Here is a 23,609-nt window from a genome sequence, read left to right as displayed (position 1 = left end):
CTCGTCTTGGATCATGTTTGCGTCCGCAAAGTCTTTGCGGACGCTAGCCTGCCAACGTTCAGCCTTCAATACCAGACGTCGTCAATTGAGCGCTTACGCTTGGTTCCAGATCAAGGGGCCGATTCGCGCTCGTGATGCAGTCTACGGTGCGCGCCTCAAGGTGATGGGGTCCCCGTTTTCGCGTCGCTGGGCACATTTAGTGGGCGAGCTCGCCGCACGGGCGTCCATTGATCAGATCCTGGGTGTCGACGAATACTAGAAGGATTCTGACAGCCTCTCACCAAAGCTACGGTGGTGCGCTACGTTGTAGCAGTAGACCATGCGGGCAGGTGACCCATGGCGTTGTTTGGCGTTGCGCTTGCATCCCATTAGGCCAGGTCATCACGCGAAACCAGAGACATAGCTTGTGCAGCAATCGCACGCAGACGATCCGTGCCGCGCATACTCCACGTACTCCTGCCCTGGGCAGGAGTGTTAAGGTGCGCAATGGGGGCTGCTCACACGGCGTTGGCTGCGATTGATATCCTCAGGGGTATCGAGGGTTACTAAATCATGCTGAATTTGAATGCGAGAACTATGTTCGAGAGTCTGATGTACAAGGATCGCCACCTGAAGTTTGACGTTGTCGAAAGGACATACGGGGACTGGTGCTGGACCTATACCATCGACGGACGCACAACATTTAGCAGCCATGGAAACAGCTATCCTACTCGCGAGCTTGCTGCGATCGACGCAATGGACGAAGCGTTGCTTCGGATCGACAAGAATCCGGTCTAATCACACACTGCGGTCCCAAGTCCTCATCCCGACGAGAATCAACTTGGGCATGATCAAACTCTGCTGAGTTTCCTTGCTCGATAGCTTTCGACTGAGGCTTTACGATCGGCCGGGTCTGCGTACTGGCGGCCGTCGAGGATGGGGCGTTCTTTCGCCATGCTAGGCTTGCGCTAACCAGGGAGTTTGAAATGGCTACCACCTACAGGCGGCACATCATCAACTGCAATCCGCAATTGCTTGCCAGTGGCGAGTACAACCCCCGCCTGATTGTGACGGAGCATCAAGCCGATGTCGCAATTGATCATGTGATCGATCTTGGTCCCGATGCCTATCGAACCGCGCAAGAGGCATCGCAGAAGGCTGAAAGAGCTGGCATGCGTTGGGTCGATGCGAGGGTGGGTCCGGTCCATCGGCACGGAGACTTCGGCTACGAAGTGTCCGCTGCATCCAAAGAGCGAGCGCAGTGGACAGGTGAAGTTCGGATATATGGTTCCAGCTCCACGGCCAACATCTTTGATCGAAGAACGGATTACCTCGTCGCTCCCGGCATATTCCGTTCTGATAGCGAGGCTATGGTTGTCGCGCGAGCCTACGCTATCCAGATAATCGACGCTGGCACCATATTCACGTGGGCGGACGTGTAGGACACGTCAACGCCCCACCGCGCAGTCACAGGCTGTCTTGCCAGTCGTCTTTTCAGGCGCCATCCCTGCGCAAGTACTGCCGCCCGCAACGAATGATGCCGCTGCTGCCAGTTTGCGCCTGCGAATCATTTTTCCGTGAGCGGCAGCAAGATGTCGGCGTACCAGGCGGAGTTCAAACCTAGGGCTTCGTCTAGTTCGAAGTCCCGCGAACTCACGTCCAGCCGCGCCGAATGAATGCCGAGCAGCATCCATGGCAGTGCGTGTGTGCCGGCATCGGTACTAAGGATGCGCGTGACGACCGGTGCGCCGCTGGTGCCGCGATGCGTCCGGGCATCGGTCAGGAAGTAGCCCTTCCCCTTAAAGCGCATGCCGAATGAGGAAGCGATGACAGCCTGCCGCACCACGGGTAAATGATGAAGCGTGTCATGAAAGCCCAGCGGGAATCCAACAATCAGTAACGAAGTGCCCGCTTCGATGGGGTCGTGCGGCCTATGCAGGTGAGCGGGCGTAAAGGCCCGATAGACCATCTCTGGCGGCAACGCAGCGCGGTCGAGTTCGATGACGCCCACGTCGATCCCGCCGGCGGTATCGAGCCCGTCGCGCCAGACACTCTTGCCATCTCGATACAGCAGAATGGAGAAGCCGATGGACTCCGCCATGTTTTCCGGATTGACATGTAACTCGATCTCGATCCGGTCAGGGAAGTGCTTGCTTGGCTCATCGAACAGCACATGCCGGCTTGTCACAACAAACAGGCGATTATCTCGTTCGAAGAAAAAACCGGTGGCATTGGTCAGCGCCTGCTGCCCATCGAATGTCGCGACGCGCGTGGCGACCAGCAGGATGGGTTCGATCATCATTTCGCCATTCTCACCTGTCTACTAACAAGACAAGCATAGTTGGTTTGTGCTGGATTGCCCGAAACGTCGCAGACGGTCACTGTCTATGCGCAACGGATGTGCGTTACCAACGGAGGTGCGTTACCCGTCGTGGGACAGCGCCCGATTGCGGAGATGCACCTGGTTACGCGAGACTGGGTGTACAGCGCCATCAACTGGGGGCAATTATGGCTTCTCGAAATATCCACGTCATGCCGGATGACGACCGAGGTTGGATTGTGGTCGTGGAGGGGCCAAACGGCGCTACCGTTCTGTTTCCAACAGAAGTCGAGGCAATCGCTGCTGCCACAGACGCCGCGAAGCAGGACGGGGTCAAGCTCTTCATCCATGACCGAGATGGCCAGATCAAAGAGCGGAAATCCTTCGATCCGCTGAACCATCGCAAATCCTGACGGCGCGGATGTTGTGCGCGGAGTCGCTCCTCCACGCCGCGCCGTCGTTATCGCGTAACCCCGACCGCCAGTACGATCGACAGAGGCTCTACAGCCTGGTGAGCCCGTCGCCAACTAGTAATCAAGACTTGTGACGATAGTTGATACGCCCTTTCGTAAGGTCGTATGGTGACATTTCAAGCGTAACGCGGTCCCCCGCGAGAACACGTATGCGATTCTTTTTGAGACGACCCGAGGAATAGGCCCACACCTCGAACCCGTTCTCAAGGATGACGCGAAAGCGGTTGTCCGGAAGTACTTCCGAAACCTTTCCACCAAATTCAACCAATTCTTCTTTAGCCATGTATTGCTCCGGTAGTGTCAGGCGGGGTCACGCGCATTGCGTAGGGAGGTTCGTAGGGTGCCGTTCAAATGACTGCCGTCCCATGTGGGCAACAGCGCCGTCACCAGCGTTGCGGGCCGCCTGTTTGGCCTTGGCTTCCGAGCCATGGGTGACGTGGCGCATCGAAACGTTTGCGACTACGCGTTCGGCGCCGCCTCGATACTCGGAGATCATGTAGCTTGCGAACCAGATGCCTGGTTCTTGCTGAATTGGGTAAACGGAAACGGTAAAGGGAGTGAAATCTTGATTCAAATTGTTCTCTGTTTCGAGTCGGCTCTGCTGCTACGCAAGGGCAGGTCGATCGGGATTCGTCGTAACCACCAATCCAAATGGTGGCCCTACTGAGCAGAAATGGGTCACGTCGTCGATGCGCGTGCTGAGGCGGGTGGCGACAGGCGCAACGTTGACCTTACTTGCGCAAGCCAGCGACGTTGTGTACATGCGCTGTGTTGCGGAGCGGCCGTGCCGCCGGTCGGATATGGTTACGGGCAGTAGTTGCCTCGAAGACCCGGAGTACACCCGGGTGGCCGATGACGCTCTTCTAGTGATGATGTCGTCCTGGCGGCGCATGCGTCGAAGATCATCGACGCATGCGCATCGTACCATCTTTATGCAATCCTTGCCGGCGAGAGGCGTGCCTGCCAGCACTTCGGCGAGCGTAGCGTTGTGTGCCCAACAGTTCTAGCAGTCGTTTCGTTGCTGCTCCTCCTGGATGTTTCGGTGGAGCTTGCGCAAGGTATTGAGTGCGTGGGGATCGTTCGGTTGCTCCATCGCCGCGTCAACAGATCGCGCTTGATAACCCAACGCTTCGCACGCTTCAGCGCGGGATTGACTTACGCCCGATGCCATCTTGATTCTGGCTTCGTGACCGCGCATCGTCTCTCGCTCCAAGGCGCGGTCAGACAGGAAGGTCGCTTCGTTTTCTCGTACGTGCTCGCTCTTTCCAAGCACCGAGACGCTGCCTTTGTGCGAGCCGTCAACGATTCCGTAGCCATCTGGGCACGCCGAATCTTGGGTGTAAAGCGTCTTGCCACTGCCTTCGCAACGTATTGCATGCGCGGAGGATGCTGTTGCCAGCATCGTGCCAAGCAGCGCTGCCCTGATGAGTGCCATGGTAGGTTTCGCGGTCCATGATGCGGCGTAAGGATGATGAGCCTACGGCCTTTGGTCAGGACGCGCTCGATGACTACTCGGGAGGGGCGAATGGCGCTGTTGCTGCGCGGCGCGTTGAGCGTTCTCGATCAAAGGCCAGCTAGCGACTCACCTACGACCTGGCCATCGATGATGTGCTCGCCATGTCGTATGGCCGCACGCTTTGCTATCCCTAAGTCAGCCCAGTGCATGTCTGGGACGTGAAACACCCGCGCGCTATTTCCGCTCGGTGGCTCGCCTTCCCGACAGATGACCACGGACGCGCTGTATGAGCGGTCTGGTCGGCGCTCGTGCCATTCGCGAGGCGAGTCGAATTTGTAGACCAACGGGTAGATATCAAAGCCCTTGCAGTTTGCAGCAGGGTAGTTGTCCATTATGTCGCTCCACGTAAGGGGCGTTCCGGCACGCGCTTTCTGTCACGGCGTTCAGGTACGCCACCAATGCTTGAGAGTTACCACCATCGCCTTGGCAGACTGTCTCGTACCTTCAATCCGAATGCAGGTGGCTAGCGATTGACGGTCGTGCACCGCTGCGAACGGCGCATGGAATCAGTCTTGTGGCTCTCCATGGTGAGACGCGGCGCTTCGTCAAGCCATGCCATAAATCAGATCGACGGCGAACCTGCCATAGTGAAGGGCTGCCTGCTCCGCCGCCGTGTGCGTGTAGTAGTCATCCTCTTCGTCGAAGGATTCAAAAAATATCCGATCGTCCCTGTCTGCCGTGTATCGGATGGCCATCCGATAGCGCCATTTCGGCCCGGGGGCACACGTTTGAATGGGCTCGCCGGGTTCCTCGAATGCCGCGACATGTATGTACATGCCTCGGTATCCTTGGCACAGCCATCTCATTCGTGCCGGCATGGTAGACGTTCCTCAAATTGCATCTGTCCTAGCTGCCTATGACGATCGTGGCGCCAGCGCATACCATCACCAGCAATGATGTGGAGTAGCTGAACGCGCTAACCCAGTAGAGCGTACGGCTCGGTGTCTCGCTTCGTCGTTGGTGCCACTCAAAAAACTGCGAGAGAACAAGCAATGCGAAACTGGAAAAGTAGATTGCCAACACACGCTTCTCCCGCAGATGATTGGCCTCTTTCCACGGTCTGTCGGCTCAGTAACTCCGGACGAGGTGTGGCGGAACAGAAAGGAAGCAAGCGCGTACCGGAGCGGACTGGCGCGTGAATTCGCTCGCATCGCGCTGGATGCGAGGGGTCATGCGCCATTGATTCGAATCAGGGATGTGCTCGTCTCCGTCGTTGTCTCGCGCAATCTACGCCCCAATAAGTGCGGCGCAGCGAGAAGATCAAGGAGACGGCATTGAAGAGGGGCCCCGTAGAGGCGGGCAAGTCAATCCAGGTGGCGTGGCTGCTTGAAGATCCTGCTCAATCTGTTATACGGGGCTTTCCTACCGTAGTCAATGAAACTCTGCCGCTCAAATCTGGGCACCGTCCGCTTCAACGTAGTGTGGCGTTGCTCCGCGTACTTGGATCGAGATGATGCTGTTGTGTGAGGCACGGCTCAGGAGTGCTGGAGCAGCCCCCTGAAGCTCCGGACACAGTCTCCCATTTACAATAGCGGGTAGGCATACGACTGTGTTTTTGACTAACAATAAGCAAGAAGTGATGGAAGTGTTGACGGGGCCGGAGCGCCGGCGGCGGTGGTCGGCGGAAGAAAAGCTGGCGATGGTGCGGGAGAGTTTCGAGCCTGGCAAGACGGTCTCGATGGTCGCGCGTCAGCATGGCGTGAATCCGAATCAGCTGTTTCATTGGCGCAAGCTGCATCAGGACGGCGGCTTGTCGGCGGTCAGTGCCGGCGAGGAAGTGGTGCCGGCCTCGGAACTCAGCGACGCGCTCAAGCAAATCAAAGAGCTCCAACGGATGCTGGGCAAGAAGACGATGGAAGTGGAAATCCTGCGCGAAGCCGTGGAGTATGGCCGAGCAAAAAAATGGATTGCGCGCTCGCCATCATTGCCGGGGGACGACCAGTGAAGCAGGTCTGCGACGTTCTCGGTGTAGCGCGCTCGAATGTAGCGGCAAAGCTCGCACGGCCTGCTGACTGGCAGGACGGGCGCGCGGCCCGGGAAACGGATGACGTGGACCTGGTCGAGGAAATCCGCTTGTTCATTGCCGACTTGCCGAGCTATGGTTACCGACGCGTATGGGGCCTGTTGCGAAGTGAGCGGGAAGCCCGGTGCGCCGCTCCGGTCAACGTCAAGCGGGTGTATCGGGTGATGCGCGTTCACGGCCTGCTGCTGCAGCGCCGAGCACGGCCACCACGCCCTGAGCGACGACACGACGGCAAGGTCGCAGTAGCAAAGAGCAACCAGCGTTGGTGCTCGGACGGCTTTGAGTTTCGTTGCGATAATGGCGAGCTGCTGCGCGTCACGTTCGCGCTGGATTGCTGCGACCGTGAAGCGATGAGCTGGGCGGCGACGACCGGCGGCCACAGTGGCGATGTGGTGCGCGACGTGATGCTCGCCGCCGTCGAAAATCGTTTTGGCGCCGCGCTGAGCTCGCCGGCTGAAATCGAATGGCTGACGGATAACGGTTCGGGCTATACGGCGGACAAAACCCGCAGCTTTGCGGCGTCCATCGGCTTGAAGCCGTTGACGACGCCGGTGTGCAGCCCGCAGAGCAACGGCATGGCGGAAAGCTTCGTGAAGACGATGAAACGTGACTATGTCGCCTTCATGCCGAAGCCCGACGCGGCAACGGCTGCGCGCAACTTGGCCATTGCATTCGAGCACTACAACGAGAAACATCCTCACAGCGCGTTGAAATATCGCTCGCCGCGCGAGTTCCGACGCAGGACCGATTCATCAACCTTAGTGTGAGGCGGTGTCCGGAAGTACGGGGGCAAATCCAAGTGCCATGGAGACCTTGCGCGAAGTCCATGATCGGAACGGGGCATCCGTTTCGATGCGTTCGCGTAGTCAATAAAGGTGGGTGGGTGCAAAGGCTCGATGAGCCATATGAAGACCTCTTGTGCCGAAAGACTGCGACTGTAGTATGCATCGTCGAAAAGCCTGGGGTTGCTTCGTCGATGCTCCGTTCATTACCTCGTGCCGCGCTTGCCAGATACGCATTGATTGCTGTGAGATGTTCATTGACCGAGATGCGGTGTACCTGTATAAGTATGATGGCAGGATCTTCAAGCGTAACCTCGAAGCGTTAGGTGTTTACCTCGGCAGCACCACTTTCTCTCCATGTTTCCTCCTTGATCGTCATGCCTCGTCCGCTATTTCGGCACGACGAGAATTTTTAAGGAATTTCTACATGGAAACCGGTACTGTAAAGTGGTTTAACGATTCGAAGGGTTTTGGCTTCATCACGCCGGATGCAGGCGGAGACGACCTCTTTGCCCATTTTTCCGAAGTACAGGGCAATGGGTTCAAGTCGCTTCAGGAAGGCCAGAAAGTGCGCTATGTGGCCGGCGTAGGCCAGAAGGGCCCCTCGGCGACCAAGATCGAACCGATCTAAGGTAGCCCTCGAAGTTGTGCAAGAAGCCCTGCCGGGAGAGAACTGGCGGGGCTTTTTCTATTTCGTTACGGCGGAATAGGTTCGCCGCTATGACGACCCTGGCCCGGCTAAAGTGATGGGTAGCGGCTGGCGATCGTCAGGATCGGTCCATCGATGTTCGAGACCACGCTGGTGCGCTGGTGAGTCCGGCCGCATCGCTGGCGAAGCTTCCAGCTTGTAGGCACGCTGCTTGCAGCGTGGGTATTCCCTTCGCTCGCGCCAGTTTGATTTTGCGCACGGAGCAGCGAATGTCCGAAAGTGGCAAGTGGCAAGTCGAAAGTCGCAAGCGGCCTGCCGCCGAGTTCTAACGCTGGCGCTCTGCCCAGACGCTCTCAATGATGTGACGGGTCGTTGGGCTAACGATGATCTCTCCCAACTCGGCTTGCGAAAACCACTGGCAGCCCTGGATTTCCTTGCTTGGTTTCGGCACGGCCGATTTCCCAATATTCGCGACGAAGACGTGGTGCACGGTGGTTGCGCCAACGACTTGAAACAAGAATCCGAGCCCGCGAGCCAGTAACGTGGTCTCCTCCAGAAGTTCCCGGCCTGCTGCGTCAGCAAACGTCTCATTCTTGGTCGGACGGCCACCCGGTAGCGCCCATCTGCTGCCGTCCTTTGAAACCAGTAGCACGCGGTCGCCGCGCGCGCAAACTACGGTGGCCCTTACCTTTGTTTTCATGGTTCGAGTGGAGAAAATCGATGCCTGGCGGGCATCATACCGGGAGATTGCCGCTTTGCAGAAGCCGGCAGTCTGGGCTGAGTTTTCCATGCCGCAAGCGGCCGAAGGGTAGTTGGATGCGTACCGGCGGGAGGCCATAGTCGCTCTTGACGCGTTCTTCATGGCTGCCAGGCATTTTTGAAATGCCCGATCATGCTGACGTTCAGCAGGTTGCCGCGATGATCGAGCCGCTACGCACGGAAATGATGTTGGGCTCAGCCGGGGTGCCTCCGCTCGAAGAGAGACCATGGCGCTGGCCCGTCCACGCACTGTCCGTTATCAGGAGATGGCCGGAGTCGGCGATCTAAGCGGCGTCACACTGGATGCTGCTGGCGGCGAATGTCACGCCCGTCCCCACGATGTGGGTCACGATCGGCGGTCCAGAGTAAAGGTAGCCTTCCGATACCACGCATACGCATAGTCGCCGGAGGCTTATATCTCTACGGTGCGCCGGTTGATGAGCGCACCGTTGCACGCATAGGCGCCGTGCCCGGCGACGTCGAAGGGGGCGGGGTTCGCGTTGTTTTATCGTGCGAATCTGCCAAGTCAATACTGCGTGGATCAAGCTTTTTTCACATACGAGTTACACCATCCATTCGCGGAGACCTGCTTGCCGGCGAAGATCGGGCAGGGCCCCCATGCATCGCCTGGCTTGCCCTGGTATAGCTGGCAATTGCTGCACTTCTGGCTGACGTCGTGTTTCGCGAATTTGGCTTTGTCGACCTTGCTTGTATCGTGCTTGTATCCCAGCGCTACCGCTTGAGGGTCCTTCTCATCCAGTTTCGCAGTAGTTTGCGCTTCCGCCTTGCCATCAACCCCGGCCACGGTGGCCAGAACAACTCCCGAAATACTCGATAAAAATCGCCTTCGATTCGTCATCGCGATACCTCCTCCAGGTTGAAATTCGCAAGGATGCGCGAGTGCATCCAGACGCCGGCAGCGCGAGCGCGTTGCCGGATGAATCTTCAACTCTTCTTATAGGTCGTGCGGGCGATGGCTGCTGTCAGTGATTGTCCGACGTTGCGCGGGTAGTGACGCGGAAGGCTGCGTCCCGTGCTTTACATCGACGCTTGCAGTGCCTTGGGAGTGTCTTCGCCGTCCGATTGTGGCGGCTGGACCGATTTGAGTGCCAGTTCAGCATTCAGCATGGTGTGGCCTGGCTGCGAGTTCACGGTCAGCGTGCCGCCCACACGCGCGATGCGCAGGTGCATGCTGCGCATCCCCACGCTCATGCCGGCTTGCCGCACCGCCGCGACGTCGAAGCCGACGCCGTCGTCGTCGATGCTCAGCATCAGCCGATTGGCGTCGGGGAGTTCCAGGCAAACGCGCACGCGCCGCGCGCGGCTGTGCTTGACGACGTTGGTCAGTGATTCTTCCAGCAGGCGGATCAGCGCCAGGCACTGCAGGGCGGAGGGCGGTGTCCGCCACTGGGCGGGGCACTGCCAGTCGATGGCGATGCCCAGTTCGTCGAACAGTTCCGTAAAGCGGTAGCGCAGAGGCGCGATCCACTCCAGTGGCGTCGCCGGTACCTCGACGCCCACACTGGCGCTGCTGTCGATGGTCTGGCGCAGGTCATCGCGGATCAGTTTGAGCATGGAAAGCACATGCTGGCGCTGCAGCGGTGCCTCGCTCTGTTCGACCAGAGCCATCATGTGCACGAGCGATCCGCCCACGCCGTCATGCAGGTCGTGCGCGATCTGCAGGCGTTCTTGCAGACGGGTGTTGCCCAGCGTCAGCGCATGCTCGCGTGCCAGGGTCGTGGCCAGTTCGGCGCGGGCGTCGCTGATGCCGTCGGCCAGTTCCTGGTTGAACTGCTCGATACGATGTACGTTGTGCGCGTGGCGCAGCCCCAGGATGCCGGACAGGCATAGGGTGACCACAATGCTGGTGTAAGGCGAGATTGGGTACGACCCGCGGAGAACGGCCAGCAACAGCAGGAGGTCGTGCAGGCTGGCGGCTAGCAGGATCAGCAGGCAGCCTGCCAGCAGCGCGTGCTCCCGCTGGCGTGTGCGCAGCGCGTGGAATAAGAACTGCAGGGCATTGAAGTAGAAGATCGCGGCGGCAACCATGATGCCCACCAACTGCGCATGACCCACGTACGCATCCGGCACCACTACCTGGGTGGCCAGCAGTAAGCCGGTGATCCACCACAGTGCCCGTTCGATGCGCGGCAGGTGCTGCCCGCCAAAGCGCCAGGTGAACACACAGAAGCAGGCGATGGACAACAGCAGCGCCATGGTGTTGAAACGCGCCACCGTCAGCGTGCTTTGCCACGGCCAGGGGGTGGTCACCAGCACGTTGGCAATGAACAGTACCCAGAACAGGTACATGAGCGCGTACCAGCCATAAGCGGTCTGCTCGCGCCGCACCACCCAGATGCAGAAGAACAGTGCCGCCATCACGCCCGACACAATGACGTTGATCATGAACAGCGTGCGATGGCGCCACCAGAGCTCGTCATAGCGCTGCTGCATCGCCAGCGGATCACCAAGGAAAACCGGCCCCAGCCCCAGGGACTGCCCGGCCACACCCACCACGCGCACCCAGAGCGTGTTCACGCCGTCATGAATCCAGGCTTCGGGCAGGCGCCAATGGCGCGGCAGGTTCCAACTCCGCGACAGCGGCTCGATGAGTTGCGCGTCGCGCCACAGCGGCTCGTCGTTGATGAAGGCTTCGCCCGCCATCACCACCGATTGCAGTACCAGCGCGACCGGTTCGCGCAGTGTGCCCGGGCATTCGCGCTGCCAGTCGATGCGATACCAGACGCTGCCGCCGAAGCCGGGCTGGCGGCGGTTCCAGTCGTCGGGCAATGTGACCGAGCGCCACTGCGAGGGATCGGGGCGCGCGCCTTGTGGGCCCGCTTCGGCCGTGCTGACGGTGAGGATGCGCACCGAACATTGGGCCGTTGGTGTCTGCGCCCAGGCCGACGCCGCAACCAGCCACAGCATGAGGTGCGCGAGGCAGGTGAGCCAGCGCTTCATCCCAGCAAGCCACGCGAGCGCGCAGCGTTGATCGCCCTGGTGCGCGACGAGACGGCGAGCTTGCGATAGATATGCTTGATGTGGCATTCCACGGTGTAGCGCGAGAGGAACAGGCGCTCGGCGATCTCGCGGTTGGCCAGCCCATCTGCCACCAGTCGCAGGATCTGGTGTTCGCGCGGGCTCAGGCGTTCGGCCGATGGTTCGGGCGTCTGCGCGTTAGCCGACTCGCTCGGGCCGGGATGCAGTTCCTCAATGATGCGCCGGGCGATGAACGGGTCGATGGGCGCGCCGCCGCGCAGCACGCTGCGCAGGGCCAGTGCAACTTCAAGATCGTCGCGTTCCTTGACCACGTAGCCGGTGGCCCCGGCACGCAGGGCGGCCAGGATCGCATCCTGGGTGCTCCATGCGGAAATCACGAGAATGCCCAGTCCGGGGTCGGCCGCGCGCAACTCGGCGATCAGGTCGATGCCGCTGCCATCGGGCAGGCCCAGGTCCACCAGTGCCAGCGCCACGGGCTGGTCCGCCACGCGGGCGCGTGCTTCGGCCAGCGAAGCGGCCAGTACAAGCGCATCTGGCGCATAGCCGAGCTGTTGCAGCAGGTTCTCCAGCCGGCGAGAGACCAACGGGTCGTCCTCCACCAGCAACGCCGGCGCAGGCAAGGTCAGATCGGCGGCAAGCGTGCGCAAGGGCATCGGCCCGGGCTCCCAGAAGAGACGAATCAGCGCGCATTATGCGGCGCGCCGACCACACCGGGCCATCCCTTGAAACCAGTATTTAGTGGGGTATATCGCCGGGATTCGCGGTGGTGCCGTCACGCTGCTGGCGCATCGCGGCGAAATACCAGTTTGTAGTGATAGGCAGGCGTTGCCGTCACTTATCTAATTGCCTCCTGCCTCAAGACACGTCCAAGACACATCCAAGACACGGTCAGGGCACGGGTGGCAGGCTGGACATCCCGGCTGCCAGGTCACGCACTCCTATTCCAAACACCGCGCCACGCCGGGTCACGTACTCGGCGTGGATGCCATTGGTCATCAAGTTGGTCATCGAGTCGGTCTTCGACTTGGTCACCGACTCCGGGGAAGTCGTCATGAATCTGAAGCGAATCATCAAGCGCTGCGGCCGCCAGCCGGCCACCGACACAACACAGCAAGTCGAATCGGGACAACTTCCATGCCCGCGCGGCGGGCGGGTGGTAAGACGCCATTGGCACCGGCGCGCGGCATAGCGCCCTGCCGATACCACCAGGCACCGCGCGACTCCCACGGTCCTCGGCGCCTTTGCCGTGGCCGGGGTACCAATCGCCAAGGACAGCGCCGTGATCGAGGCCGGATTCGACGTCAAGGTTGGCCGCACGGCAACGCTGGGTCTGGCCTATCAGGGACAGATCGCCGGCAACGCCCAGGACCATGGCGTCCAGGCCACGCTCAATGTTCGCTTCTGAGCACGGGCAGGCAGCGCCAATCGCATACCCAAATATGAGAACGTATTGGGAATTCGTTGATGCGATGACGCCGGAAGATGGTGCCAACCCCCATGGCTGAGCCGTGGCCCGCTTGCGTGACAGCGAGATGCGCAAGCTTCTTAAAAGAACCCGCCGGGCGACTGCAAGGGCGGCGCGTTCTGACGGCCGTCAGGCGGGGCACCGACGCATCGGACCACCCCGCCCAGGTTACCCGGCGACGCGCTCAGTGTCCGCCATCACGAACCGGTGCTCGATCAGGTCGGCCTGCGGGTGGTAGTACCGCAGGGCCATCGAGAACCGGCCAGCAGGCGCGGGCAGCCAGTTGGCGGTGCCGGCCTCGGGTTGCGCGTGCTGGATGGCGATGTCGAGCGATCCGTCCGCATTGCGGATCAGTCCGGGCGTGCGGTCCCCAATCGCATAACGGCGGATCGGGTTGGCCGTGAAAAAGCGCCGGCCATCCGGTTCGAACTCGTACATCGACAGCGACCAGAATGCGTCGACAGGCATGTTCGCCGGCACGTGCAGCCGATAGCGGTGCCCACCGTCGAGTGCCTGTCCGTCGCCATCCACCAGGGCGGTTGCATAGATCGCTTCCGCGCGTTCCAGCGCGCCGAGTCCGACGAGCGCGATGTAGGCGCGGTACACGTAGTCCTTGCCGAAGTTGCCGATATGGTCTGTGCCACTGAACCACGAGCCCTTGGGGCCGCTTCGACGGATGCTGCCCTTGGGCGGGTGTTCGAGCCGGTGGCGCAGCGCCGGCCACAGCCGCGTCCAGGCATCGCGCACCTGCGGATCGAGCGTGCTCCATGCGTCCAGCGCGCCAGGCCGGATGCCAAGATCGGCCCACCCGTCGACCATGAACTGTTCGTCGGCCGGCACGCCGTTGCGCGCCAGGGTCTCGTTGACGAGCGACAGATATGCGGCCGGACTGGATTCGTCGGGTGTAGTGATGAACCGTTCGGGTTCCCTGGCGCTGGCCTGCAGTTGCATCTGGTCCTGTAGCGCATGCACGGCGGGTGCATCGTGTTCGCCATCGACGAGCGTGCGCGCCAGCAGCCAGACATCGTTGCAAGGCGCCCGGACCAGCGTCGCGCCGACCGGTAGCGCCGTTGCCGCGCTGGCATGGTGTGCCGGGCCGGCTATCACGAACGTGTGGGCGCCAAGGCCGTTGGTGCGCGGGCCCAGGCAAGCGAAGTTGTTTGTGAAGGCATCGAGCAGTGCCACGCTGTAGTAGCGGTCACCCATGTCAGGCATCGCCAGCGTCACGGGTGCGTCGGACAGGTCGAGCCACGCCGACGAGTACAACGTGTCGTTATTGGGCATTGTCACCTGCCGGGCGCGATCGTCCAGCAGATGCCGGTTGTGATGCAGCCGGTTAGGCGGTTTGCCACGTGTGGTCTCCTGCTGCGTGAAGCGCCAGCGCGTGCGCGCCACGTCATGCAAGGGGAAGGTGTAGACGAAGGCGTCGCCAATACGCTGGTCAAGTGTGGTGGCGTTCAGGGTCATGGTGTCTTCGGGTTTCGATGGTCAGTCCACGGTGATGTGGTTGGCACGGATCACGTTGCCCCACGCCGTCACGTCATCGCGCACGGTCTGCGCGAATTGCGCGGCGGTCCTGATCGGCGGATCGGCCATGTTCAACTGCATGAAACGTTCGCGCATCTCGGCGCTGGCAAGGGCGAGGTTAACTTCCGCGTTGAGCCGTTGCACGATCGCGTCTGGGGTGCCTGCTGGCGCGAACATGCCGTACCAGCTGTTGGTGTCGAACGGATAGCCTTGCTCGGTCATCGTGGGTACCTCGGGCGAGGCGGAGCCGCGCCGCGTGCCGCTGATAGCCAGCGCGCGCAGCTTCCCCGCGCGAAGCAATGGCAGCGACGACGAGGTGTCGACGAAGGCCACGCGCACGACGCCGCCCTGCATGTCGTTCAGAATCTGCGGCACCGTCTTGTAGGGCACGTGCCGCAGGCGGATGCCCGTCTGCATCTTCAGGGCCTCCATCGTCAGATGGCCGCCCGAGCCGATACCCCAGGACGCGTAGTCATAGGCATCCGGCCGCGCGCGTATGTGTGCGACGAACTCCTTGAGGTTGCGGGCGGGGAAGTCGGGCGCCACCACAAGGAAGTTGCCGCCTGCGCCGATCTGGGCGATGGGAGCGAGGTCGCGCAGGCCGTCGTACGGCATCTTTGGCTGCAGCGTCTGGTTGATGACTACCGTTGCCGCGTAAGTGAACAGCAGGGTCTGACCGTCCGGCGCGGCCTTGGCGACGATGTCGTTGCCGATGATGCCGGTGGCGCCCGGCTTGTTGTCGATCACGAACGATTGGCCCAGCCGCTTGCCGATCATTTCAGCCAGCGGTCGGGCGAAAAGATCGGGGCCGCTTCCGGCTGAAGCGGGCACCACGAGGCGGATAGGGCGCGACGGCCAGGTGGCAGCCGCGCCGGCGGGGCGCAGTGCGGCGCCCAGACCGAGCATCGCGAGCAGGCGCAATGCATTGCGCCGGCGATGGTCGGCGATGTCGTTGGCAATGTCATCGACAGACTGTGGGAACGGCATGGCGGGCTCCTAGTGGATGCCGAAGTTGTCGTCCGAGCCGCTTTCCAGGACCATGGCCGCCGCGACGTAGAGGCTGCGCGACACGTAGCTGCGCACCTGTTTCGAGCGGGCGCGCAGCCATTCGGCCTTGAGCTGGCGAGCCTCCACGACATGCGGAGCATCGCCAGATGCCTGCGCTAGCAGGTCGATCACATGCAGGGCCAACTGGATCTCGCCGCGATCCGCCAGTCCGCGGGCGTGCCGCACGATCGCGCCGTGATCGGCGATGGCCGCTGCGATCTCGTCGGCTACCGCCTGCGGCGCGGCCGGATGCAGCGTCGTGGCGTTGCGATCCCACCAGCCATTTTCGGAGCGGTAGATATCGCGGGCGATATAGGTCGGGTCGCCGTAGGTAGGCTGCATCCACGGCTGCTCGAACAGATCCGGTGGTGGTTGCAGCGCGGCCAGCATCTCGCGCTCGTTGCAGCCGGCGTTCATCAGTCGCACCACCTCTTCGCGCATCCAGCGCAGTGCCCTGGCGGTGTGCAGCAGTACGTGCTGGCAAGTGTCCTCGCCTTGCAGGGAAGGGCCAAATTCACGGACGACGGTTTTGGGGCGCAGGCTGGCCAGCCGTTCCAGCGTTTCCGCCCAGCGCACGGTGTCGCGCATGGTGCGGAACGGTGTGCCGACATTCGGGATGGAGTCGATCACGGCGGGGCCGCCGTAGAGCAACCGGCTTCCAGGCAGCCAGACGGCGACGGCATCGTCAGTCTCCGATGGCGCCCACAGAATCTCGGCGCGCCGGTCACCATGCCCGACCGTGATGCCTTCGGTGAAGGTCTCCGTAGGGCGGTTCTGGCCCAGCTTGCCGGCCAGGGCGCCGCTGGCGTGGCGGAACTGGATCTCGGCCATGCGCTCCTGCATCCGCTGCGTTTCCCGATAGCGCTTCTGGCGGGCCAGCACATTGGCATGCGCCAGGATGCGCGGCGCGGGGTCCCCACGTTGCGCGGCATGGTCGAGCCACTGCTTCACGCCGGCGTTGTAGCCCAGGTGACCGTGGCTGTAGCAGATCGCCAGGACGGGCAGGTCCGTCTGTGTGCGCAGGGCCTCGATCATGCCCGCCGTAATGCGCCCGCCGGGACCGCTGTCGACCACCAGCAACCCGCCACCCACATCGGCGACGAAGCTCTGGCCTTGGCCATGCAGCAGCCAGATGCCATCTCCAATGGCGTCGATGCCCTTGCCGGTGATCAGCGCGGCGGGGCGGTCCTCGATTGCGTTCATGTGCGTCCCTTCCAATTGGCGAAGGGATATTCACGCGCAGATTCGCCGTTATATGCAGTGGGGAAAGTCCCCGGCGGGACCACCGCTGGAGCCGGCGAGCGCAGTACTGGCGCGGCCTGGCGGCCTTTCGGGGGAGGTCGGGTGTGAACCGCTGGTTAGCACCCGCAACTGAAAGTAAGTTCCCGGCTCGTCCGCGGTACGCTAGCCGGCCATTTCCGTGGCGCGGGGTACCTGTCTGCGGAGTGGGCTGTCCGGCTGCTTGCCGAGATAGTGCACTTCTCGCCGCAATAGCGTGGCGAACTGCTCCGCCACGGGCGTCATCGGAGAATCGGCCCGGTAGATCAGGCATACCGCATGGCTGGGCAACGGATCCTCGATGGGCAGCGCCACCAGATTGGCGCTCGCCAGTTGGCCGGGTACCAGCTGGCGCGGTAGCAGGCAGAGCAGCGACCGGTCTTCAAGCAGTGTCTGGATCATGCCGATGGTGTCGCAACGCACGGCCACGCGCGGCAACGGCAGATCGAGTGCGCGGAACGCGTCCAGAATCGCAGCGCCTGGGCCGTGCATCCGCTGGCCCGTCAGCACCCACTCCGACCCCACCAGATCGCGCAGCCTGCGGGCGTTGCGCAGCGGATGGTCCTTGTGCGCCACCACCACCGAGTCATTGTCGTACAGCGGCTCGGAGACAAACTCGCGCTCGATGCCCTCGTCCGGAATCGGGCTGACTGCCATGTCCATGACACCGGCGCGCAGATCGGAAAGGTGGGCGGGATAGACGCCGCTGTCGATGCAGACCTGGACGTCCGGGTGTTGCGAGCGAAAGCGCTTGAGCACGGCCGGCAGCAGCAGGTGCGCCGGGCCGCCCGTGGCGCCGATACGGACCACGCCATTGCGCGTGCCCAGCATCTGCGACATCTCGTCGGTGGCCTTGCGCGCCTCGCTGGCAATGAGTTGCGCGCGCCGCAGAAATGCCTCGCCATAGCGCGACAGCACCACGCCGCGCGTGGTGCGTGTCAGCAACGGCACATGCAATTCTTCCTCAAGCAGGCGAATGCTCTTGGTGATGGCCGGACCCGAGACATCGCGGGCCTTGGCGCCGGCCCGAATGCTGCCGGTCTCGGCCACGGCAATGAAGTCCTGAAGTTGGCTCAGGCGCATGAAATTGTCCCCAGTGGCTGGCGTTCTTGATGACGTTTTGCCGCCAGCATAGCCGCATTTCCATGTGCGGGGGCTCCCACCACCCCCAACCCGCCAACCATCAGGCGGCCGGGCCGCCCCGAGTCGGTACGGTCAGGCGCGGCCGGTCCGCACGGCATGCCCGGAGTGCGGTTGCTCGCGATGGCGGTCCTTCAGTTCCCGTCGCAACAGCTTGCCGGTGGGGGTGCGTGGCAGGCGTTCGTCGAAGACCACCGTGCGCGGCAGCTTCAGGCGACCGAGCCTGCCCTGGCAGTAGTCGACGATGTCCTGCGCCAGATCCGGCGTGGCGGCCTTGCCGTCACGCAGTTCGATCACGGCCTTCGGTACCTCGCCCAACTCCGGATCGGGCACGCCGATCACGGCGACGTCCGCCACCGACGGGTGCTGCATCAGCACGCTTTCGATTTCCTGCGGATAGACGTTCACGCCGCCCGACAGGATCAGGTCCGCGCGCCGGTCGCTCAGGAACAGATACCCTTCCTCGTTGACGTAGCCGAGGTCTCCATAGGTGGCCCAGCCCTTGTCGTTGTACGCGGATCGCGTCTTCTCCGGGGCGTTGTGGTACGAGAACGTCGCCACGCCCGAGAAGTAGATCATGCCGACTTCGTTGGGCGGCAGCTCGTTGCCCGCCTCATCCACGATGTGGATGACTCCAGCCGACGCGCGTCCGACCGAGCCCGGATACTTGCGCCATTCCAGTGGCCCGATAGAGGTCGTGCCGGCACCTTCGGAGCCGGCGTAGTACTCGTAAAGGATGTCGCCCCACCAGTCGAGCATGGCCTGCTTGACATGGACCGGACATGGCGCGGCGGCGTGGATGGCGACCTTCATCGACGAGAGGTCATAACGGCGGCGTGTCTCGTCGGGCAGGCCCAGCAGGCGCACGAACATCGTCGGCACCCACTGGCTATGTGTGACGCGGTAGCGCTCGACTGCGGCCAGTGCGCCCTCGGCGTCGTATTTCGCCATGGCGACGCATGTACCGCCGACGTCAAGCGTGCGCATGATGTAGCGCAGCGGCGCGGCGTGATAGAACGGCGCGGTGGACAGGTAGACCGTGTTCTCGTCGAAACCGAATGCACGGCGCCAGGCGATGATTTCAAGCTCGGGTTTGTCGCGGTCTTCGTACGGCGTGAGCGGCCGGCGGATGCCCTTGGGGTGGCCGGTGGTGCCAGACGAATAGAGCATGTCGCGGCCGACCGGGCGCGCGGGCAGGGTGGCGTCGGGGGCGAACGCGGAGATCGCCGCTTCGTATGCTTCAAAGCCTGGCGGCAGGTTTGAAGCGCCAGCCAGCACAAAGACAGGCAGATCGAGCGCGTGGGCATCGGCCGCGCGTACTGCTTCGACCAGCGGCAACATGGCGGGCGACGCGATCAGCAGTTTCGCCCCGCAATCCTTCAGCACGTAGGCCGCTTCCGCCGGGCTCAGGTGCGTGTTGACTGCGGTGTAGTACAGCCCGACGCGCCGCGCCGCGGATGCAATCTCGATCAGACCCGGGTGATTCTCCACCAGCACGGCGATGCAGTCGCCGGCTTCCAGTCCACGCGACACCAGCCATTGCGCGGCGCGAATCGCGCGCGCGTCCAGCTCGCCATATGTGATGACGTGGCCCGATTCAGCCTGGATCAATGCCGGCTTCTGCGGCGCCACGGTTGCCCAGTCGTGCAGCGTTGTCATAACAGGTCGTCTCCTCCTGTTGGTTTTGTGTTCTTGTTGCCACGCTATGCGCCCAGCGATGCCTCCACATTGCGCAAGAGCGTCAGCAGGCGCGGGCCGAGGTCTTCCTTCAGCCGTCTGCACTGTTCGCTGTAGATCGGCACGGCGGCGGCGAGCACCCAGGCTTCACCATCGCGGCGTTTCTGCATCGGCACGGCGATGGTTTCGATTTCGCGGTGCAGGTCGCCGTAGCTGCGCGAGAAGCCATGCTCGCTCAGATCACGCTGTGCCGTGGCAAGGCGCTCGTCGAGCCATTCCTTGCGCGATGGGTCACGCCGCGCGAAGCCGTCGAGCCACGCCTTTCGTTCGGACTCGGACAGCATCAACAGGTACGCCCGGCCGGATGCCGTGCGCGACAGCGAGACGCGCATCCCGATTTCAGAGCGGAACAACTGCGAACCCGCACCCTGCGCCACTTCGACGTAGCTCAGATTGGTGCCAATCCCCGCGAGCAGCTGGACTTGTCCTTCGATGTGATCTGCCAGTTCCTGCATCAGCGGGCGGGCCAACTGGCGGATCGTCATCCGGGCCAGCGCCGGCGCGGCCAGGTTCAGCAGGCCGAGTCCGGGCACGTATTTCGATAGCCGCTCGGAATAGCGCAGCAGGCCGAGTTCGCACAGCGTGTCGAGCAGGCGGAACAGCGTGGGCTTGGGCAGGCCCGTCAGCTCCATCAGTTCCTTGCCGGACAGTTCCTGGACGGTGGTCGAAAAGCAGCCAAGGATGCCGATGCCGCGTGCGAGCGCGCTCACCAGGCGACCTTCCTGTTCGCCTTCGCTCTCGCCCGCCGTGACGGGTGCGGTAGGTGGCAGTGATGTCACTTCAGATGCTCCCGTTCCATCGATGGCGCTGTTTTTCGGAACTTGTGTCTCATAAATTCTATTCTGCAATTCAAAAAAAGAGTCGGTCAAGAGAAATTTCGAGGCGATTTGCTGGACTTTTTGGCTAAGTTTGATTGAAGATATGTCACGCCAACCGATATTTTGAGCCACCCATCTCATTTTTCCTACTACCAGGATCAGGGGGAGACACATGCAGCAAGCCTTCATCATCGACGCAATCCGTTCGCCGCTGGGCCGTTCCAAGCCCGGCTCCGCCTTTACCGAACTACACGCCACCGAACTGCTGGCCCAGTTGCTGTCGCAACTCGTGCAGCGCAATGACCTTGACCCGGGTCTGGTCGACGATGTCATTACCGGTTGCGTGACGCAGGCCGGCGAACAGTCCGCAGGGGTTGGGCGCGTGGCCTGGCTGGCAGCGGGCTTTCCGGAGCACGTGCCGGCCACCACCATCGACCGCAAGTGCGGTTCGAGCCAGCAGGCCGTTCACTTTGCCGCGCAGGGCATCATGGCCGGCGCGTACGACATCGTGATTGCCTGCGGCATCGAGTCCATGAGCCGGGTGCCGATGGGCGCGGCGCGTATCGGCCAGAACCCGTATGGTCCGTCGTTCGAAGAACGCTACGCGCCGGGGCTGGTCGGGCAGGGCGTGTCGGCCGAGCTGGTCGCGGCCAAGTGGGAGCTTTCGCGTCACGACATGGACAGCTACTCGGCGCGCTCGCACCAGCGTGCCGCCGCCACCCAGGCAGCCGGCGGATTCAAGCGCGAGATCGTCGGCATCCAGACCGTGAATGGTCTGGTGGAGCAGGACGAGACGATCCGCGCCAACACCACCGTGGAGCGCCTGGCGACGCTGGAGTCGCCATTCCGCAACGACGAACTGAGTGCCCGTTTTCCGCAGATCGGCTGGAACGTTACCGCCGGCAACGCCTCGCAGATCAGTGATGGCGCGGCGGCAATCCTGATCGTCAGCGAGCGCATGGCCACGAAGCTCGGCCTCAAGCCGCGCGCGCGTTTTGTCGGCTTCGACGTGATCGGCGCCAATCCGCTGGAGATGCTGACCGCGCCGATCCCCGCCACCCAGCGCGTGCTGGCGAAGACTGACATGACGCTCGAGCAGATCGCCCACTACGAAATCAACGAGGCATTCGCCAGTGTGCCGTTGGCCTGGCAGAAGACGATGAAGGCCGATGGCGCGCGGCTGAACCCGCGCGGCGGCGCGATCGCGCTGGGCCACCCGCTTGGCGCATCTGGCGTGCGTCTGATGACCACCATGCTCCATGCGCTGGAAGACAGCGGCGAGCGCTTCGGCCTGCAGTCGATGTGCGAAGCGGGTGGCATGGCAAACGCCACGATCATCGAGCGCGTCTGACGCCCGCCGCAATCCCATACGAACAGGAAAAACAAGCATGAAACTCAACCAGACCATGTCCGCCGTCGTGACCGGCGGTGCCTCCGGCCTCGGCCTTGCCAGCGCCAAACGCCTTGTGGAGAAGGGCGTCAAGGTGGTGATTGCCGATATCTCGGAAGAACGCGCCGCCGCCGCGCTGGATGCACTGGGTCCCAATGCCACGTTCGTCCAGGCCGACGTCACCGATACCGACCAGATGACGCGCGTGTTCGACGCCGCAGTCGCGATGGGGCCGCTGCGCGCGCTCGTGCATTGCGCGGGGCTCGGTGGCGCGGTACGTGTGGTGGAAAAGGACGGTTCGCCCGGTTCGCTCGAAGCCTATGAGCGCGTGGTGCGGATCAACCTGATTGGCACCTTCAACGTGCTGCGTCTGGGCGCGGCACGCATGGCGACCAACGAGCCCATCGACGGCGAGCGCGGCGCATGCGTGCTGACCGCGTCGGTGGCGGCCTACGAAGGCCAGATCGGCCAGATTCCGTACGCATCGGCCAAGGCGGGCATCGTCGGCATGACCATCGTGGCGGCACGCGATCTGGCACAGCGCATGATCCGCGTCTGCACGATCGCCCCGGGCCTGTTCGACACGCCGCTGCTGGCCCGTCTGCCCGATAACGTGAAGGCCTCGCTGGGCGCGATGGTGCCGCACCCGGCCCGCCTGGGCGCGCCGGACGAGTACGCGTCCACCGCGCTGCACATCATCGAGAATCCGATGCTCAATGGCGAGACCATCCGTCTGGATGGCGCCATCCGCATGGCCCCGCGCTAAGGAGTCGATCATGACCGATACGCTAGTCAAGGAGATCCGCGGCAACGTGATGGTGCTGACCATCAACCGCCCCGAAGCGCGCAATGCGATGGACTTCGAAACGGCCACCGCCATTGCCGCAGCGCTGGACGAACTCGATGCGCGCGACGACCTGAGCATCGCCGTGCTGACCGGTGCCGGCAACACCTTCTGTTCTGGCATGGACCTGAAGGGGTTCCTCGCCGGCAAGCGGCCCAGCATTCCGGGGCGTGGCTTCGGTGGTGTGACCGAGCGCCCGCCGCGCAAGGTGTTGATCGCCGCGGTCGAGGGCTACGCGCTGGCAGGTGGCTTCGAACTCGTGCTCGCCTGCGATCTGGTCGTGGCCTCGCGCGAAGCGAAGTTCGGCCTGCCAGAAGTCAAGCGTGGCCTGGCTGCAGCCGCCGGCGGCCTGATGCGCTTGCCGCGCCGCGTGCCGTACCACGTCGCCATGGAGTACAGCCTGACCGGCGACATGCTGCCGGCCACGCGTGCCTACGAACTGGGTCTCGTCAATCGCTTGACCGAAGCAGGCGGCGCGCTGGATGCTGCGCTGCAGCTGGCCGCTGCGGTCGGCGCCAACGGGCCGCTGGCCATCGCCGCGAGCAAGCAGGTGGTGGTGCAATCGGGCGACTGGACCCGCGAAGAAATGTTCGAGCGTCAACGGCCGCTGATCGAGTCGGTTTTCACCTCGGCCGACGCGCGCGAAGGCGCGGCGGCATTTGCGGAGAAGCGCAAGCCGGTATGGACCGGCAAGTAACACCCTGTCTGGATTGGCCGCCCCGAGCCTGATCAGGGGTGGCCTTTCGCGGTGGCAACATCCGCGATAACAGACCCGTCGCAGCAAAAAAGACATGCGCCCCCCCGTGTGAATGCGCGGGCGGTGACAAGAAAAAAATGGTTGAGCCGACACAACCAATCAGGA

The 23,609-nt window shown here is 62.6% G+C and carries 26 protein-coding genes; 10 read left to right on the top strand and 16 right to left on the bottom strand.

Annotated elements, in window-relative coordinates; translation table 11 throughout:
- The 3 genes from RN01_RS34710 to RN01_RS21730 all read left to right on the top strand — a co-directional run.
- Positions 1 to 259 (top strand): hypothetical protein (locus RN01_RS34710; protein WP_369799880.1); only part of this gene is annotated, 259 nt, incomplete at its 5' end.
- 332 nt (positions 260 to 591) lie between these two features.
- Positions 592 to 777, top strand: coding sequence for a hypothetical protein (locus RN01_RS21735; RefSeq protein ID WP_223277372.1), 186 nt, complete (start codon positions 592 to 594; stop codon positions 775 to 777).
- Between the two features lie 188 nt (positions 778 to 965).
- Entirely contained in the window at positions 966 to 1,421 is a 456-nt protein-coding gene (locus tag RN01_RS21730; RefSeq protein WP_017515230.1) for a hypothetical protein, read from the top strand.
- Positions 1,422 to 1,546: 125 nt separating this feature from the next.
- Here the strand turns inward: RN01_RS21730 and RN01_RS21725 are convergent, their stop codons facing one another.
- Positions 1,547 to 2,278: a serine protease gene (locus tag RN01_RS21725; protein ID WP_024570938.1), complete on the bottom strand. Its 732-nt coding sequence runs from the start codon at positions 2,276 to 2,278 to the stop codon at positions 1,547 to 1,549.
- Positions 2,279 to 2,511: 233 nt separating this feature from the next.
- Here RN01_RS21725 and RN01_RS21720 point away from each other — a divergent pair, with 233 nt between their 5' ends.
- Positions 2,512 to 2,712, top strand: a complete 201-nt coding sequence (locus RN01_RS21720) for a DUF2188 domain-containing protein (RefSeq protein WP_231582291.1) — start codon at positions 2,512 to 2,514, stop codon at positions 2,710 to 2,712.
- A gap of 121 nt (positions 2,713 to 2,833) precedes the next feature.
- Here RN01_RS21720 and infA read toward each other — a convergent pair whose 3' ends face one another.
- From infA to RN01_RS21705, 4 genes are all read right to left on the bottom strand, one after another.
- Positions 2,834 to 3,055, bottom strand: a complete 222-nt coding sequence (gene infA / locus RN01_RS33245; RefSeq protein WP_008646230.1) for a translation initiation factor IF-1 — start codon at positions 3,053 to 3,055, stop codon at positions 2,834 to 2,836.
- A gap of 720 nt (positions 3,056 to 3,775) precedes the next feature.
- Positions 3,776 to 4,207, bottom strand: coding sequence for a hypothetical protein (locus tag RN01_RS21715; protein WP_024570939.1), 432 nt, complete (start codon positions 4,205 to 4,207; stop codon positions 3,776 to 3,778).
- Positions 4,208 to 4,335: 128 nt separating this feature from the next.
- Positions 4,336 to 4,620: a hypothetical protein gene (locus RN01_RS34705; RefSeq protein ID WP_017512254.1), complete on the bottom strand. Its 285-nt coding sequence runs from the start codon at positions 4,618 to 4,620 to the stop codon at positions 4,336 to 4,338.
- Positions 4,621 to 4,833: 213 nt separating this feature from the next.
- On the bottom strand, positions 4,834 to 5,064 hold the full coding sequence (locus tag RN01_RS21705) for a hypothetical protein (protein ID WP_223277371.1): 231 nt from the start codon (positions 5,062 to 5,064) through the stop codon (positions 4,834 to 4,836).
- An 803-nt stretch (positions 5,065 to 5,867) separates the two neighbouring features.
- Here RN01_RS21705 and RN01_RS21695 point away from each other — a divergent pair.
- Positions 5,868 to 7,078, top strand: a protein-coding gene (locus RN01_RS21695) for an IS3 family transposase (RefSeq protein WP_104669820.1) whose coding sequence is annotated in 2 segments (ribosomal slippage) — positions 5,868 to 6,183 and positions 6,183 to 7,078 — 1,212 coding nt in all. Because the reading frame shifts where the segments join, the coding sequence is not laid out codon by codon here.
- Between the two features lie 442 nt (positions 7,079 to 7,520).
- On the top strand, positions 7,521 to 7,724 hold the full coding sequence (locus RN01_RS21690; protein ID WP_017512249.1) for a cold-shock protein: 204 nt from the start codon (positions 7,521 to 7,523) through the stop codon (positions 7,722 to 7,724).
- Positions 7,725 to 8,067: 343 nt separating this feature from the next.
- Here the strand turns inward: RN01_RS21690 and RN01_RS21685 are convergent, their stop codons facing one another.
- From RN01_RS21685 to RN01_RS34700, 5 genes are all read right to left on the bottom strand, one after another.
- Entirely contained in the window at positions 8,068 to 8,532 is a 465-nt protein-coding gene (locus RN01_RS21685) for an NUDIX hydrolase (protein WP_017512248.1), read from the bottom strand.
- 510 nt (positions 8,533 to 9,042) lie between these two features.
- On the bottom strand, positions 9,043 to 9,360 hold the full coding sequence (locus tag RN01_RS21680; RefSeq protein WP_017512246.1) for a high-potential iron-sulfur protein: 318 nt from the start codon (positions 9,358 to 9,360) through the stop codon (positions 9,043 to 9,045).
- Positions 9,361 to 9,539: 179 nt separating this feature from the next.
- The gene (locus RN01_RS21675; RefSeq protein WP_039016770.1) at positions 9,540 to 11,462 is read right to left on the bottom strand and encodes an ATP-binding protein; all 1,923 of its coding nucleotides are present in this window, start codon (positions 11,460 to 11,462) and stop codon (positions 9,540 to 9,542) included.
- On the bottom strand, positions 11,459 to 12,154 hold the full coding sequence (locus RN01_RS21670; RefSeq protein ID WP_017512245.1) for a response regulator transcription factor: 696 nt from the start codon (positions 12,152 to 12,154) through the stop codon (positions 11,459 to 11,461). The genes RN01_RS21675 and RN01_RS21670 overlap by 4 nt, the downstream gene beginning before the upstream one ends.
- Before the next feature lie 235 nt (positions 12,155 to 12,389).
- Positions 12,390 to 12,572 carry a hypothetical protein gene (locus RN01_RS34700; RefSeq protein ID WP_223277370.1) on the bottom strand — a complete coding sequence of 61 codons (183 nt, stop codon included), beginning with the start codon at positions 12,570 to 12,572 and terminating at the stop codon, positions 12,390 to 12,392.
- Between the two features lie 175 nt (positions 12,573 to 12,747).
- Between RN01_RS34700 and RN01_RS33230 the strand changes: the two genes are divergently transcribed.
- On the top strand, positions 12,748 to 12,906 hold the full coding sequence (locus RN01_RS33230; protein ID WP_017512243.1) for an autotransporter outer membrane beta-barrel domain-containing protein: 159 nt from the start codon (positions 12,748 to 12,750) through the stop codon (positions 12,904 to 12,906).
- Between the two features lie 228 nt (positions 12,907 to 13,134).
- Here RN01_RS33230 and RN01_RS21660 read toward each other — a convergent pair whose 3' ends face one another.
- The 6 genes from RN01_RS21660 to RN01_RS21635 all read right to left on the bottom strand — a co-directional run bounded on the left by RN01_RS21660 (position 13,135) and on the right by RN01_RS21635 (position 20,474).
- Positions 13,135 to 14,433: a DUF1254 domain-containing protein gene (locus RN01_RS21660; protein ID WP_017512242.1), complete on the bottom strand. Its 1,299-nt coding sequence runs from the start codon at positions 14,431 to 14,433 to the stop codon at positions 13,135 to 13,137.
- Between the two features lie 21 nt (positions 14,434 to 14,454).
- Positions 14,455 to 15,480, bottom strand: coding sequence for a tripartite tricarboxylate transporter substrate binding protein (locus RN01_RS21655; RefSeq protein WP_017512241.1), 1,026 nt, complete (start codon positions 15,478 to 15,480; stop codon positions 14,455 to 14,457).
- Between the two features lie 9 nt (positions 15,481 to 15,489).
- A complete protein-coding gene (locus RN01_RS21650) occupies positions 15,490 to 16,743 on the bottom strand; it encodes an alkyl sulfatase dimerization domain-containing protein (RefSeq protein ID WP_024570944.1) in 1,254 nt (417 codons plus the stop codon).
- A 201-nt stretch (positions 16,744 to 16,944) separates the two neighbouring features.
- Positions 16,945 to 17,901, bottom strand: a complete 957-nt coding sequence (locus RN01_RS21645) for a LysR substrate-binding domain-containing protein (RefSeq protein WP_017515460.1) — start codon at positions 17,899 to 17,901, stop codon at positions 16,945 to 16,947.
- Positions 17,902 to 18,033: 132 nt separating this feature from the next.
- On the bottom strand, positions 18,034 to 19,617 hold the full coding sequence (locus tag RN01_RS21640; RefSeq protein ID WP_024570945.1) for an acyl-CoA synthetase: 1,584 nt from the start codon (positions 19,615 to 19,617) through the stop codon (positions 18,034 to 18,036).
- Between the two features lie 44 nt (positions 19,618 to 19,661).
- Positions 19,662 to 20,474, bottom strand: coding sequence for an IclR family transcriptional regulator (locus RN01_RS21635; RefSeq protein ID WP_024570946.1), 813 nt, complete (start codon positions 20,472 to 20,474; stop codon positions 19,662 to 19,664).
- 211 nt (positions 20,475 to 20,685) lie between these two features.
- Between RN01_RS21635 and RN01_RS21630 the strand changes: the two genes are divergently transcribed.
- From RN01_RS21630 to RN01_RS21620, 3 genes are read left to right on the top strand one after another with little or no spacing between them, the layout of a single operon-like run.
- On the top strand, positions 20,686 to 21,864 hold the full coding sequence (locus RN01_RS21630) for a thiolase family protein (protein ID WP_017514617.1): 1,179 nt from the start codon (positions 20,686 to 20,688) through the stop codon (positions 21,862 to 21,864).
- Between the two features lie 37 nt (positions 21,865 to 21,901).
- Entirely contained in the window at positions 21,902 to 22,669 is a 768-nt protein-coding gene (locus tag RN01_RS21625; RefSeq protein ID WP_017514616.1) for an SDR family NAD(P)-dependent oxidoreductase, read from the top strand.
- Positions 22,670 to 22,679: 10 nt separating this feature from the next.
- Positions 22,680 to 23,444, top strand: a complete 765-nt coding sequence (locus RN01_RS21620; protein WP_008645301.1) for a crotonase/enoyl-CoA hydratase family protein — start codon at positions 22,680 to 22,682, stop codon at positions 23,442 to 23,444.
- The last annotated feature ends 165 nt before the right edge of the window (positions 23,445 to 23,609 follow it).

This window comes from Cupriavidus sp. SHE, assembly GCF_000812445.1.
GTDB lineage: Bacteria > Pseudomonadota > Gammaproteobacteria > Burkholderiales > Burkholderiaceae > Cupriavidus > Cupriavidus metallidurans.
This window is presented reverse-complemented; position numbering and strand designations above follow the sequence as displayed.

Bases quoted from the DNA above. Each gene is read 5' to 3' on its own strand.
- RN01_RS21640 (WP_024570945.1), bottom strand. From the start codon at position 19,617: ATGACAACGCTGCACGACTGGGCAACCGTGGCGCCGCAGAAGCCGGCA.
- RN01_RS21725 (WP_024570938.1), bottom strand. From the start codon at position 2,278: ATGATCGAACCCATCCTGCTGGTCGCCACGCGCGTCGCGACATTCGAT.
- RN01_RS21685 (WP_017512248.1), bottom strand. From the start codon at position 8,532: ATGGAAAACTCAGCCCAGACTGCCGGCTTCTGCAAAGCGGCAATCTCC.
- RN01_RS21655 (WP_017512241.1), bottom strand. From the start codon at position 15,480: ATGCCGTTCCCACAGTCTGTCGATGACATTGCCAACGACATCGCCGAC.
- RN01_RS21735 (WP_223277372.1), top strand. From the start codon at position 592: ATGTACAAGGATCGCCACCTGAAGTTTGACGTTGTCGAAAGGACATAC.
- RN01_RS21690 (WP_017512249.1), top strand. From the start codon at position 7,521: ATGGAAACCGGTACTGTAAAGTGGTTTAACGATTCGAAGGGTTTTGGC.
- RN01_RS21715 (WP_024570939.1), bottom strand. From the start codon at position 4,207: ATGGCACTCATCAGGGCAGCGCTGCTTGGCACGATGCTGGCAACAGCA.
- RN01_RS34705 (WP_017512254.1), bottom strand. From the start codon at position 4,620: ATGGACAACTACCCTGCTGCAAACTGCAAGGGCTTTGATATCTACCCG.
- RN01_RS21730 (WP_017515230.1), top strand. From the start codon at position 966: ATGGCTACCACCTACAGGCGGCACATCATCAACTGCAATCCGCAATTG.
- RN01_RS21680 (WP_017512246.1), bottom strand. From the start codon at position 9,360: ATGACGAATCGAAGGCGATTTTTATCGAGTATTTCGGGAGTTGTTCTG.
- RN01_RS21720 (WP_231582291.1), top strand. From the start codon at position 2,512: ATGCCGGATGACGACCGAGGTTGGATTGTGGTCGTGGAGGGGCCAAAC.
- RN01_RS21660 (WP_017512242.1), bottom strand. From the start codon at position 14,433: ATGACCCTGAACGCCACCACACTTGACCAGCGTATTGGCGACGCCTTC.
- RN01_RS21675 (WP_039016770.1), bottom strand. From the start codon at position 11,462: ATGAAGCGCTGGCTCACCTGCCTCGCGCACCTCATGCTGTGGCTGGTT.
- RN01_RS21625 (WP_017514616.1), top strand. From the start codon at position 21,902: ATGAAACTCAACCAGACCATGTCCGCCGTCGTGACCGGCGGTGCCTCC.
- RN01_RS21645 (WP_017515460.1), bottom strand. From the start codon at position 17,901: ATGCGCCTGAGCCAACTTCAGGACTTCATTGCCGTGGCCGAGACCGGC.
- RN01_RS21620 (WP_008645301.1), top strand. From the start codon at position 22,680: ATGACCGATACGCTAGTCAAGGAGATCCGCGGCAACGTGATGGTGCTG.
- infA (WP_008646230.1), bottom strand. From the start codon at position 3,055: ATGGCTAAAGAAGAATTGGTTGAATTTGGTGGAAAGGTTTCGGAAGTA.
- RN01_RS21705 (WP_223277371.1), bottom strand. From the start codon at position 5,064: ATGTACATACATGTCGCGGCATTCGAGGAACCCGGCGAGCCCATTCAA.
- RN01_RS21630 (WP_017514617.1), top strand. From the start codon at position 20,686: ATGCAGCAAGCCTTCATCATCGACGCAATCCGTTCGCCGCTGGGCCGT.
- RN01_RS21650 (WP_024570944.1), bottom strand. From the start codon at position 16,743: ATGAACGCAATCGAGGACCGCCCCGCCGCGCTGATCACCGGCAAGGGC.
- RN01_RS34700 (WP_223277370.1), bottom strand. From the start codon at position 12,572: ATGATTCGCTTCAGATTCATGACGACTTCCCCGGAGTCGGTGACCAAG.
- RN01_RS21670 (WP_017512245.1), bottom strand. From the start codon at position 12,154: ATGCCCTTGCGCACGCTTGCCGCCGATCTGACCTTGCCTGCGCCGGCG.